This window comes from Winogradskyella psychrotolerans RS-3 (genome assembly GCF_000427335.1).
Classification (GTDB): domain Bacteria; phylum Bacteroidota; class Bacteroidia; order Flavobacteriales; family Flavobacteriaceae; genus Winogradskyella; species Winogradskyella psychrotolerans.
Map to the genome: position 1 here is coordinate 1 of NZ_ATMR01000097.1, position 12,600 is coordinate 12,600.

Here is a 12,600-nt window from a genome sequence, read left to right on the forward strand (position 1 = left end):
TGGCTGCTTTTTTTTGCTTTTATATATTCTGATTATTCAATCACTTTAGCACCTTCTGGCATTGTAAACATTGCCTGATCAGGAGCTTTTTCAGAAAGCATAACATCTGTAAATTCCACTGTGTTTCGCTTTTCTGTTGGTAAATTATTTTCATAGTTATACCAATCTATACTTTTCGGTAATACCAACCCATTAACAGTTTGCCAGTTATTATACCTTATGAAATGAAAATCAGGACTCCCTTCTGATTTCCCAAAAGTTACCGTGTATGCTAACCATTCCATTTGACCCGTTTCGGCATCATAAAAAATCTTATACTGATCATCTGAAGATTCACCAACACCAGCTTCGTATGAAATTAGAATTCCTGGATATGTCTTTCCTTCAAAAACTAAAGGCTCCGTTTCTTTATAATCTATTCCTTCATCACCAAAAACAAAAGGCATTCCATAGAAGTAAAACATTAAACCTTTATAAAATTGAGGCTTTCCTCTATATGCATTACCATCTTTTTCATTAACCCAAAGTGTTTCACCATCAAATCCTTGCGTATACGTTGGTGTTTCTATTAGTTCTGCTCTGGTTTTTAGATCTTTAGTTGTTTTCTCTTTTCCTGTTGGTTTAGTCATGGTAAAAGAAAGTGCATTCATTTTATTCCATTGCTCAATACTTCCGTGTGCATTAAAAACTTTAGTTATTGTTTCAGGATAAATACTAGTGATAATTTGTTCTTGTTTTACCTCCTCAACAACTGTAGATTCTTGTTTTGGTTCGTTTTTACAAGCAGTTATTGAAATAGCTAATAGTAATACGTAAATTATTTTTTTCATAATATAGTTTTAAGTTGAAGTCTTTGACGAAATTAAATTTGAAGCATTACAAAAAAGCTTCAAGAATTAGCTGAAGTTTTTTTAAGGATATAAAGCTTAAATTGTTACTCTTTAATCAGTTTTTGAATACTTCTATTCGAATTACTTTCAAGTTCTACAAAATATAAACCTGAACTAAGATGAGATGTATTTAAATTAATAATACTTAAATTTTGATGTTTAGAAATAGCAACACGTTTACCTTGAACGTCATAAATGGTAATTTTTAGATTTTCAATCTCAGACGTTTTTAAATTAATAGTTACCACGTTTATTGTTGGGTTAGGATACATACTAAATTCAACCGTATTAAATGTCTTAACGCTCAACGCTACTGAATTATCTAAATAATCTGGGATACCATTAAAATTGGTATCATCATCCGTCGGATCTCCGTTATTATTATAATCTTCATCAATAGTAAGAACACCATCGCCATCATCGTCGTCATCTAAATAGTTTTCAACTAGGTCATTGTCTGTATCCACAAAGACATGAGAAACATTTCTTCCTAAAACAATATTAATTTCAACATTAGTAGCAACACCATCTCCATCGTCGTCGTCGTCTAAATAATTTGGAATGTCATCACCATCGGTATCATCATCTTCTAAATTACCATTGCCATTTATATCCTCATCACTATCAATGACTCCATCGTCATCAGTATCTGTACAACTAACTTCCTCTACAATTATAAAAGTGCTGCTAGAACACCCATAATCTAAAGAATACAATACAACGTCATATCCACCAGGTTCTGTTACGGTAAGTGATGATTGGTTTGCGCCTTGTATCGTATTTCCATTAAGATCCCATTCAAAATAATAATCAAGAACAGACAATCCTGTTTCCAATACCAAAGTGCTACCTGTGCAAAAGCTATAACTACTTTCTAAATATATTTCGGGAAAAGGATTAACAGAAATATCAAAATTAGTAAGTGCATAGCAGCCGTCTAGAGTTTCAACTCTAACATAAATAGTTTGTGGATTACTTACGTTTGTAAAATTAGTTGGATCTAAAATTGGAGCAAAATTACCTAAGGCATCAGCTTCATTTATAAAATAAGATAGCGTAAAAGGCTCACCTGAAGGATTAATCGCACTTTCATTTACACTTAAGTCAAACGTTGCTATACCATCATTATCATCATCGCATAGCATAATATTACTCGGAGTTCCCATAGCACCAGAAGGATTTGGCAACACGCGTATGGTTAATGGAGTTATGCCTACACAACCCGTATTGGTATCCGTAACTGCTGCAAATAATGTCTGCGGATTTGAGGTATTTGTATAAGCTATTGAATTAGATATCATATTCATCTGAGCCTGAGCATCCGATTGCGTTTCATAATACGCTACCGTCCAATCAGTATTACCTTGTGTGATTTCTAAATTGTTTACTGTTAAATCAAATACAGCGGTCTCATCGGCATCATCATCACATAAGATCATAGATGTTGCTACAGTAACAATAGGTGTTGGATTTACAATCAATGCTAATTCAGTAGTGTCATAACTTCCTGTAGAATTATCTTCTAACCGTACATATAGAATATGTAACCAATTAGTATTATTAACATAAAGATAATAAAGCGCATTAATTCCATTAATAGCATCACTCTGCGTTTCGTGATATGTTATCGTATAATCTTCGGCACTTTGACTTCCTAAAACTTGTGCATCTGGATTGGTTAAATCGAATAAAGCAAAACCATCATTGTCATCATCGCAAACCATGTAATCATTTGGTTGATTAGCCACCTGAGCAAATGAAATTGCATTGATTGTTAAGAATAGAAATAGGGAAAGTAGTTTTTGTTTCATGAGGTTAAATTTGTATCTCTCAAATATAGATTAAATAATATAATACTGCCTAAATCAATCTTTAGCGTTTGAAATCCATTATAAAACAAAGCGTTCTACCTAAAGAAAAATCGGGACACATAAAAAAATTGGAGATTTTTTAATTGATGGCAAACATGAATTATCATTTGCCATAAAAGGGGACTATAAAGATGAAACCTATAGATTCTTTCGAATTAGTTTTCAGAAAAAGAAGTGAAATAAGTAAGTAGTTATGACATAGAAATATCTTTAAGTAATTCCCTCTAATTTTTAAAACTTCTTATGTCTTCTTTTTTTCTTCAGAATTGTAAAGAGGTTCAACATTAAAGTGCTCTGAACTTTTACTCTTATAATAGTTTTTATTGTTAAGCTGTTTAAACATAAAATTTGGTTTATTAAATACCTCATAAACCTGTAACGTATTATCTTTTCCAACCTTAGATTTCATTTCTAATTCTATTCGATATATTAAATCATAAATTTCTTCCGGAAATTTTAAACTCATTGTTCTTTGTGATGAAAAACCAGTATTGCTCTCATATACGGCCCAATACATTTCATTATCATCTAAATGAAGTTTATTAGAATGTTCTTTGGGTAATGACAATGAATCCATGGAATTCTTAGAAATAGTTATACCAACATTACCTTCAATATTAACATCAGTAGTTTTAATTCCTTCGGCTTTTAAATCTCTTTTTTCTAAATACATTACAATCCAATGCGTACCTATTTTGGCTTGTACAACATAATTACCTATAGTGAGATGTCTTAAATTAATCTTTCCATTTGAATTATTAATTTCAATAGTCTCTAAGTAATCGGCATTTAATATATCAACTTCCTTTATCTTTTCATTATCTGTAGCGAGTATTAAACTATCACCGGTTTTATTCAGTTTTTGTACTAATTTGAATTTTTTAGCTGCAGCGCTCGTGTTTTGTTGGAATGTAATGCTCTGACCATAAGAAAATAGTGTTGAAAATATTAATATAAGTAGGTTATAATTTTTAATCATCCTTAATATTTATTTGGTCTTAGCACAAAATTAAGTTTATAAATGGTGAACCTTAATCTCTATGCATTTAAATCTTAATCCAATGAAAGTTGAATTATCAAAAAAAACGGCAGTTAATGCTCTATTATTATAATAAAAAACTCAATTATGATTAAAATTTCAACCCTGTAAAATTAATTCTAGACCTATAGGATTAAATCGAATATATAAAAACTATTATTTTCATCTTCACCATTAAATCGATTAGCTAATTTGCATCTTAAATAAATGTAGTTACTCCGATTATTAAGAATTGAAAAAGGTAAAGTGGTATTTGTTTCATAATAGGTTAAATTTGCACCTCTCATAAATCGATTAAAAAGCACAACAATGAGTAAATCAATATCCAGCGTTCAAAATCCATTTATAAAACAACTCGTTTTACTCAAAGAAAAATCAAGACAACGTAAAAAAACAGGACAATTTTTAATTGAAGGAAAGCGCGAATTATCCTTAGCTATAAAGGGAGCATACTCTATTGAATCGCTATTGTATTATCCTGAATTATTTTCAGAAAGCGAAGCTAAGGCCATGTCGCAATATAATATCGACATTATTGAAATCTCAAAAGACGTATTTCAAAAACTAGCACATCGCGATACAACTGAAGGTGTAATTGCTGTTGTAAAATCTAAAAAGCATACACTCGAAGATTTAAAACTAAAATCTAAAAATCCTTTAATCTTAGTCGCCGAAGCTCCCGAAAAACCTGGCAATATTGGAGCTATTTTACGCACGGCAGATGCGGCAAATGTAGATGCTGTGATTATTGCGAATCCAAAATCAGATTTATACAATCCTAATATTATTCGTTCTAGTGTTGGTTGTGTGTTTACTACTGAAATTGCTATGGCCAGTTCTGAAGAAGCTATTTCTTTTCTGAAAAAATATAATTTCAATATTTTCTCAGCTATCTTACAAGAATCGGAACCGTATCACTCTCAAGATTACACCTTGCCAACAGCTATTGTAGTTGGTACCGAAGCAACAGGCTTAACGGAAGAATGGCGCCAAGCTGCCACAAAAAATATAAGCATCCCTATGCAAGGTGAAATTGACTCCATGAATGTCTCTGTCGCTGCAGGAATACTTATTTTTGAAGCGAAACGACAGCGGAATTTTAAATAAATAAAAAAATGTCAGTTCGAGTGATTTTTGAGGAACGAGAAAATTGTATCGAGAACTAGTGATATAAATAAACTTCTCGATACAAAATTTCTAAAAAGAAATTTCACTCGAAGTGACAAAAACCTTTAACATATAAATGACAGCACAAACCCTTTTCTATATCATTATAGCCATCATTATCATCAATTTTATAATTGATAAAACTCTTGACGCTATAAATGCTAAGCATTATAATGACCCCATTCCTGAAGCATTAAATGATGTTTATGATGCAACGGAATACAAAAAATCACAAGCTTACAAAACCGTGAATTATAAATTTGGACTTGGAACGTCCGTGTTTTCGTTTGCCTTAACTCTAGGTTTTTTACTTTTAGATGGTTTTGAGTATGTGGATAACATAGCCCGAAGTTATTCAGACAATCCAATAATCATCGCTTTAATTTTCTTCGGTATCATCATGATAGCGAGCGATATAATTACAACACCATTTGGCTATTACAAAACCTTTGTAATTGAAGAAAAATTTGGGTTTAACAAAACCACCAAGAAACTATTCATCTTAGACAAATTGAAAGGTTTAGTTATGATGGCACTTTTAGGCGGTGGTCTCATTGCTCTTATTGTTTGGTTTTATCAGGCTACAGGAAATCAATTTTGGTTATATGCTTGGGGAATTGTAACTGTATTCACCGTGTTTATGAATATGTTTTATTCTAAACTTATTGTACCATTATTTAACAAACAAACTCCTTTAGAAGATGGTGAATTAAGAACTAAAATTTCAACCTATGCAGAATCCGTAGGTTTTAATCTCGAAAAAATATTTGTCATCGATGGATCAAAACGAAGCACCAAAGCCAATGCCTATTTTTCGGGCTTTGGAAGAGAAAAACGTGTCACACTTTATGATACTTTGGTCAACGATTTAGACGATGAAGAAATCGTTGCTGTTTTAGCACACGAAGTTGGTCACTACAAAAAAAAGCATATCATTTTTAATTTAGTCACCTCCATCCTTCTAACAGGGTTAACGCTTTTTATTCTATCTATATTTGTTTCAAATCCATTATTATCCAATGCTATTGGTGTTGAAATCCCGAGTTTTCATGTTGGTTTGATCGCTTTCGGATTACTCTACTCACCTATCTCAGAAATCACAGGACTAATAATGAATTACGTTTCACGCGTTTTTGAATACCAAGCCGATGATTACGCCAAAAACACATATAAAGCCGAACCTTTAATTACGTCATTAAAGAAATTATCTAAAAATAGTTTGAGTAATTTAACACCACATAAAGCCTACGTGTTTATGCATTATTCGCATCCTACGCTTTTGGAACGCGTTAAGAATTTAAAAAATAAAAGCGCTTTAAATTCTACTAATTAACATCATTAAAATACCTCATAAACCTTGAGCGACTCCAATACAGAAGATCATTATATAAGCACAAATACCATTGAAGCTTCAGAATCAGACTACTTGTTTGTTCAGCCTTCACAAATTAAACAGGCAGGACAAGGTTTATTTACGGCAGTTGACATTTATGAAGATGAAATTATCTCGTTGTTTAAAGGTGAAATAATCGACAACAAAGAAGCGGCAATAAGAGCAGAACAAAACCAAGACAGGTACTTTATTAATTTGCTAGATGGTACTATTATGGACAGTATGCATACGGATTGTTATGCCAAGTATGCTAATGATGCGGAAGGCTTATCCCAAAGTGATTTTAAAAACAATGCCGCAATTACTTTAGATGAAGATAACAATGTCTGCATAAAAGCTACTAAAAATATAGACTATGGTGAAGAAGTATTTTGCAGCTATGGCAAATCCTATTGGAAAAAACACGGTGAATAACATTTACTGATATCCAATACTTGTTAATAAAACACATCTCACACTTTTAGAACGTATTAAGAATTTAAGGCTGTAACTTCACATTATTATAACATTAAAGACCCACAATTTTTATAACTTTGAATAAAAAGAAACATAATATAATGACAGATTTAAAAAACAGAAAAGCAATAATTACAGGAGGCGGAAGAGGTTTAGGAAAAGCAACAGCTATCGCTTTTGCTAAAGAAGGCATTGATGTTGCTATTACTGGCAGAAATGAAGCCGTTTTAAAAGAAACAGTTGCTGAATTAAAGACCTTTGGAGTAAACGCTATATATGCTGTATTTGATGTTAGCAACTATGATGAAGTTCAAACAGGTATTAAATCTATAATTGAAACATTAGGCTCTATTGATATTTTGGTTAACAATGCTGGTATTGCAGCTTTTGGATCTTTAAACGATATGGAAGTGGACCAATGGAACCAAATTATACAAACCAATGTTATGGGAATGTATTACGTCACCAAAGAAGTTTTACCACATTTAATAGCCAAAAATGAAGGTGACATTATAAATATATCGTCTACTGCTGGATTAAGCGGTAATGCCACAACATCAGCATATTCAGCTTCAAAATTTGCAGTTATCGGAATGTCTCAATCCTTAATGAAAGAAGTGCGTAAAAACAATATCAGAGTGTGCACATTAACTCCAAGCACAATTGCTTCAGATATGTCTATAGAATTAGGTATTGCGAATAAAGACTCTGAAGACAGCGTTTTACAACCCGAAGATTTTGCAGAATTAATTGTATCTGGTTTAAAATTACCACGACGCGCTATGATGGCAAATGCATCGTTATGGTCTACTAACCCATAATTATATTTTTCAAATAACGAGATAACAAAACCTACATTAATTGTGGGTTTTGTTGTTATATATAAAGTATGGATAAATGAAAAAGTTCAAATTAAAAATTAAAAAAGCGAACTTTAAGTAAATCGTTATTTTTTACTATTTGTCTTTGCAGGTACTTATTTACATCAAAAAAAATTAAAATTTCCTAGAAAAAAAATAGTGCTCATTAACAATGGTTTTACTACTTTAGTTCTATGACGGAAGAAGCAATAGAAAAAGAGAATAAGGCAATTGCCAAAGCTTATAAAGAATTATTAAAAGTAAGCTACCAAACTTTAACTGATGACGATAAAAAATTAATTCGTCATGCTTTTGAGGTTGCTGTGGATGCGCACAAAGATCAACGACGTAAATCTGGTGAAGCCTATATTTTTCACCCTATTGCAGTGGCTAGAATTGTAGCTAAAGAAATAGGTATGGATGCCACATCTATTGCTGCAGCTTTGCTTCATGATGTTGTGGAAGACAACCCGGATTATACTATAGATGATATAGAGCAATTATTTGGAGAGACAGTCGCTAGAATTGTAGATGGCCTCACCAAAATATCTTCGCTAAAAAAAGACATGGATGTGTCTTTGCAAGCCGAGAATTTCCGAAAAATGCTATTAACTTTAAATGATGATGTTAGAGTTATCATTATAAAAATTGCAGACCGTTTACATAACATGCAAACGATGGATTCAATGCGATCGGACAAACAAGTTAAAATTGCTTCTGAAACTTTATACATCTATGCTCCATTAGCTCATAGAATTGGGCTTTATAACATAAAAACAGAACTAGAAGATTTAGGCTTAAAATATACCGAACCAGAAGTCTATAATGACATTCTAGAAAAATTACATGATAGTAAAGAGGATCAAGATGCTTATATTAAAGCATTTTCTAAAGTGATTGAAGATTCCTTAAATACTGAAGGCTTAAACTACGAAATTAAAGGACGACCAAAATCTATTTTTAGCATTCGCAGAAAAATGGTAAAACAAGGCGTCTCTTTTGAAGAAGTCTACGATAAGTTTGCCGTTCGTATTATTTACAAATCAGATATCGCTAATGAGAAATTTTTAGCTTGGAAAATATATTCTATCGTCACAGATCATTTTACTCCAAATCCTATTAGACTTCGCGATTGGATTTCATCGCCAAAATCTACAGGATACGAAGCCTTACACATTACCGTTGTTGGTCCAAAAAGCCGTTGGGTAGAAGTTCAGATTCGAAGTGAACGCATGAATGAGATTGCAGAGAAAGGCTATGCGGCGCATTACAAATACAAAAACGCAGATGCAAAAGAAGATAATCTCGACTTATGGATTAATCGCTTGCAGGAAGCTTTAGAAAATCATGAAGCAGATGCCGTTGACTTTGTTGAGCAGTTTAAACTCAACTTATATTCAAAAGAAATTTTTGTCTTTTCACCTAAAGGAGATTTAAAATCGCTTCCTAAAGGAGCCACACCTCTAGACTTTGCGTTCAGCATCCATACCGAAATTGGCATGAAAACACGTGGAGCTAAAGTGAATGGTAAATTGATGCCTTTGAGTCACGAATTACAAAGTGGTGACCGCGTAGAGATTATGACTTCCGAAAGCGCTAAACCTAATGCCAACTGGTTAGATTATGCTACAACAGCAAGAGCACGAAGCAAGATTAAATCGGCTTTAAATGAAGGTACTAAAGAAATCGCTGAAGAAGGAAAAGAAATTTTAAGACGTAAATTAAAGCAGCTTAAAATTACACTAAATGAAAATTCAATTAATGAATTGGTGAGTTATTTTAAACTGAGCACGTCATTAGATTTATTTTATCGTGTTGGTATTGGCACCATTGATAATACAAAATTAAAAGCCTTTGCATCTTCGCGTAGCAATGCTTTTGTCAGTTATTTTAAAAACAAGATTTATAAACCAACCGTTTCAAAAGATATTCATAAAGAAGAAATCACTTCTAAATATGATATGTTGGTTTTTGGAAAAGAAGAAGAGAAACTTAGTTATACGTTAGCTAATTGTTGTAATCCGATTCCTGGAGATAAGGTTTTTGGCTTTTTAACAATTAACGATGGTCTAAAAGTTCATAAAACAAACTGTCCTAATGCTGTAAGTTTACAATCTAACTATGCGTATAGAATTATGCAGGCCAAATGGATCGATTCATCTCAACAAGTGTATACCTCACAAATTATTTTGTCTGGTATAGATAACTTGGGACTTGTAAACGATATCACTAGGCTCATTTCAGAAAACATGCATGTTAATATGAAGAGTATTAGTTTTTCTAGTGATGATGGTATATTTACTGGTAAAATAACGGTTCAAGTAAAAAATCAAGCCATGCTTAAAAAACTTATTGATAAGCTTAAAAAAATTAATGGAATTGACAAAGTTACTAGAGTATAAATGTTATTAACTATAATTTTAAACTTGTTCATTTTTTTCAATTTTAATACTCAACTTTATAATTCATATCCTATAAAATTTCCTTAAATTTGCTTCTTAATTATGAATGCAACCACAGAAGAAAGTAATCAGGAAATTGTAAAACGTGTGTTTACACAATTCCTTGAAGATAAAGGTCATAGAAAAACACCTGAGCGTTACGCTATACTTCAAGAAATTTACGATAGCAAAGAACATTTTGATATTGAGTCTTTATATATCAAAATGAAAAACAAAAACTACCGTGTAAGTAGGGCGACGCTATATAACACTATTGAATTACTTTTGGAGTGTGCTTTGGTCCGCAAACATCAATTTGGGCAAAGTCAGGCACATTACGAAAAATCGTATTTTGATAAAAACCACGATCATGTGATTCTCACAGATACAGGTGAAGTCATAGAATTTTGTGATCCTCGCATTCAATCCATTAAAAAAACCATAGAAGAGGTTTTTGATATTCAGATAACTAATCATTCATTATATTTTTACGGTAATCGTAAAAAAGACGACTAACTCAATTTTAAAATGGCAGTAGATTTACTACTTGGATTACAATGGGGAGACGAAGGCAAAGGAAAAATTGTCGATGTATTTACCTCTAACTACGATATTATTGCACGCTTTCAAGGAGGACCAAATGCAGGTCATACTTTGGTGTTTAACGGCAAGAAACATGTATTACATACAATTCCATCAGGTATTTTTCACGAGAATAAAGTGAATCTTGTTGGTAATGGTGTTGTTATCGACCCTGTTATTTTCAAGAAAGAGCTCGATAAGTTAGAAGAGCAAAATGTTGATTATAAAAAATCACTTTGTATTTCTCGTAAGGCACATATTATTTTACCTACGCATCGTTTGTTGGATGCAGCGAGTGAAGCATCTAAAGGTAAAGCAAAAATCGGATCTACATTAAAAGGTATTGGCCCAACTTATATGGACAAAACAGGTAGAAACGGTATACGTGTCGGTGATATTGAATTAGCCGATTTTAAAGACAAATACAGAGCTTTAGCAGATAAGCATGAAGCAATGATTGAATTTTACAACGTAGATATTCAATACGATTTAAAAGAATTAGAAGCTGATTTTTTCGAAGCTATTGATACTTTAAAATCTTTAAAATTTATTGACTCTGAGGAGTACATTTATCAAGCACAACAATCTGGTAAATCTATATTAGCAGAAGGTGCTCAAGGCTCTTTATTAGATATTGATTTCGGAACGTACCCTTTCGTAACCTCTTCTAATACAACTGCAGCAGGTGCTTGTACAGGTTTAGGAGTTGCTCCAAACCAAATTGGAGAAGTATTCGGAATTTTTAAAGCTTATACAACACGTGTTGGTTCAGGACCATTCCCAACTGAATTATTTGATGAAGATGGTGAAACCATGGGTCGCGTTGGTAACGAATTTGGCGCAACAACAGGGAGATCTAGACGTTGTGGATGGTTAGATTTAGTGGCTTTACGTTATGCTTGCCAAGTTAACGGTGTTACCCAATTAATTATGATGAAAGGTGATGTGCTTTCTGGCTTTAAAACCTTGAAAGTTTGTACCGCTTATAAATATAAAGGTGAAACTATTACGCATTTACCATATAATATTGAGGCAGAAAATATCACTCCTATTTACACTGAATTAAAAGGCTGGGCTGCGGATTTAACAGGAATGACTGAAGCATCACAACTTCCTGAAAATCTTAATGCGTATGTTGAATTTTTAGAAACAGAGTTAAAAATTCCTATTACAATTGTATCTGTAGGTCCAGATCGTAAACAAACAATTATTCGCAAGACGGTATAATTATATGTTTCAGAAGATTGCACTGTTCTTATTATGTATCGTTTCAATTGAAGGTTATTCTCAAGAATCGAAATTTAATATTGAACTGAGCTATCCTTTAACAATTGATAATAATTTTGTTGGTAAAAACTATAATGGAGTTATTGATATAGGATTACGATTTCGATTTTTAGAATTAAATACCATTTATATTGGAGGTTCGCTTCATACCGGATATTTAAATAACTCTAAATCAGAACGCTTTCAACCTATTGATGTGAATCTATTTACTATTCAACCACGGATTTTTGCTGAATTAAACTTACCAAACCTCCCAAAGTTGCATCCCTCTTTGGGAGTTGGTTATAGTATGTTTGTTTTTAAACCGGTCAACAATCAACCTTCCTTAAGTCCAAATACAACTTATAAAAGTGAGAGCGAATCTGGAGTTAACATCAATATAGGAGTTGCTTACGATATTTCTAACAAAATCTTAATTCAGCTTCAGTACGATTTTGTAAAAATTGGTGTTGCTGACGATGTTCCAAATATAACGTACAATTCAAATATCAATATCCTTAAAATTGGTTTAGGCTACAGATTCTAATTTCAGACTAATCATCTGTTAAAAAAAACGTTAACACATACTAAAGCAAAGCTAATAAGTGTTATTTTGTAAAAAATATATGTCTTTG

11 protein-coding genes are annotated in these 12,600 nt (G+C 32.3%); 8 read left to right on the top strand and 3 right to left on the bottom strand.

Annotated elements, in window-relative coordinates:
* Positions 1-32: 32 nt before the first annotated feature.
* From ADIWIN_RS09430 to ADIWIN_RS09440, 3 genes are all read right to left on the bottom strand, one after another.
* Complete coding sequence (locus ADIWIN_RS09430; protein ID WP_020894908.1) at positions 33-830, bottom strand: DUF6503 family protein; 798 nt, start codon at positions 828-830, stop codon at positions 33-35.
* A 104-nt stretch (positions 831-934) separates the two neighbouring features.
* On the bottom strand, positions 935-2,701 hold the full coding sequence (locus tag ADIWIN_RS09435; protein WP_020894909.1) for a T9SS type A sorting domain-containing protein: 1,767 nt from the start codon (positions 2,699-2,701) through the stop codon (positions 935-937).
* 301 nt (positions 2,702-3,002) lie between these two features.
* Positions 3,003-3,740, bottom strand: coding sequence for a hypothetical protein (locus ADIWIN_RS09440; protein WP_020894910.1), 738 nt, complete (start codon positions 3,738-3,740; stop codon positions 3,003-3,005).
* Positions 3,741-4,109: 369 nt separating this feature from the next.
* Here ADIWIN_RS09440 and ADIWIN_RS09445 point away from each other — a divergent pair, with 369 nt between their 5' ends.
* The 8 genes from ADIWIN_RS09445 to ADIWIN_RS09480 all read left to right on the top strand — a co-directional run bounded on the left by ADIWIN_RS09445 (position 4,110) and on the right by ADIWIN_RS09480 (position 12,512).
* A complete protein-coding gene (locus ADIWIN_RS09445; RefSeq protein ID WP_020894912.1) occupies positions 4,110-4,907 on the top strand; it encodes a TrmH family RNA methyltransferase in 798 nt (265 codons plus the stop codon).
* 136 nt (positions 4,908-5,043) lie between these two features.
* The gene (locus ADIWIN_RS09450) at positions 5,044-6,300 is read left to right on the top strand and encodes a M48 family metallopeptidase (protein WP_020894913.1); all 1,257 of its coding nucleotides are present in this window, start codon (positions 5,044-5,046) and stop codon (positions 6,298-6,300) included.
* Between the two features lie 24 nt (positions 6,301-6,324).
* A complete protein-coding gene (locus tag ADIWIN_RS09455) occupies positions 6,325-6,774 on the top strand; it encodes an SET domain-containing protein (protein ID WP_020894914.1) in 450 nt (149 codons plus the stop codon).
* Between the two features lie 143 nt (positions 6,775-6,917).
* A complete protein-coding gene (locus ADIWIN_RS09460) occupies positions 6,918-7,637 on the top strand; it encodes a 3-ketoacyl-ACP reductase (protein ID WP_020894915.1) in 720 nt (239 codons plus the stop codon).
* Between the two features lie 233 nt (positions 7,638-7,870).
* Entirely contained in the window at positions 7,871-10,078 is a 2,208-nt protein-coding gene (locus ADIWIN_RS09465; protein ID WP_020894916.1) for a RelA/SpoT family protein, read from the top strand.
* 102 nt (positions 10,079-10,180) lie between these two features.
* Positions 10,181-10,633: a Fur family transcriptional regulator gene (locus tag ADIWIN_RS09470; protein WP_020894917.1), complete on the top strand. Its 453-nt coding sequence runs from the start codon at positions 10,181-10,183 to the stop codon at positions 10,631-10,633.
* Positions 10,634-10,645: 12 nt separating this feature from the next.
* A complete protein-coding gene (locus tag ADIWIN_RS09475; protein ID WP_020894918.1) occupies positions 10,646-11,926 on the top strand; it encodes an adenylosuccinate synthase in 1,281 nt (426 codons plus the stop codon).
* A 4-nt stretch (positions 11,927-11,930) separates the two neighbouring features.
* Positions 11,931-12,512, top strand: a complete 582-nt coding sequence (locus ADIWIN_RS09480; RefSeq protein WP_020894919.1) for an outer membrane beta-barrel protein — start codon at positions 11,931-11,933, stop codon at positions 12,510-12,512.
* Positions 12,513-12,600: the final 88 nt, after the last annotated feature.

Excerpts from the sequence above, each read along its gene's own strand:
- ADIWIN_RS09430 (WP_020894908.1), bottom strand. The coding sequence starts at position 830 with ATGAAAAAAATAATTTACGTATTACTATTAGCTATTTCAATAACTGCT.
- ADIWIN_RS09435 (WP_020894909.1), bottom strand. The coding sequence starts at position 2,701 with ATGAAACAAAAACTACTTTCCCTATTTCTATTCTTAACAATCAATGCA.
- ADIWIN_RS09440 (WP_020894910.1), bottom strand. The coding sequence starts at position 3,740 with ATGATTAAAAATTATAACCTACTTATATTAATATTTTCAACACTATTT.
- ADIWIN_RS09445 (WP_020894912.1), top strand. The coding sequence starts at position 4,110 with ATGAGTAAATCAATATCCAGCGTTCAAAATCCATTTATAAAACAACTC.
- ADIWIN_RS09450 (WP_020894913.1), top strand. The coding sequence starts at position 5,044 with ATGACAGCACAAACCCTTTTCTATATCATTATAGCCATCATTATCATC.
- ADIWIN_RS09460 (WP_020894915.1), top strand. The coding sequence starts at position 6,918 with ATGACAGATTTAAAAAACAGAAAAGCAATAATTACAGGAGGCGGAAGA.
- ADIWIN_RS09465 (WP_020894916.1), top strand. The coding sequence starts at position 7,871 with ATGACGGAAGAAGCAATAGAAAAAGAGAATAAGGCAATTGCCAAAGCT.
- ADIWIN_RS09470 (WP_020894917.1), top strand. The coding sequence starts at position 10,181 with ATGAATGCAACCACAGAAGAAAGTAATCAGGAAATTGTAAAACGTGTG.
- ADIWIN_RS09475 (WP_020894918.1), top strand. The coding sequence starts at position 10,646 with ATGGCAGTAGATTTACTACTTGGATTACAATGGGGAGACGAAGGCAAA.
- ADIWIN_RS09480 (WP_020894919.1), top strand. The coding sequence starts at position 11,931 with ATGTTTCAGAAGATTGCACTGTTCTTATTATGTATCGTTTCAATTGAA.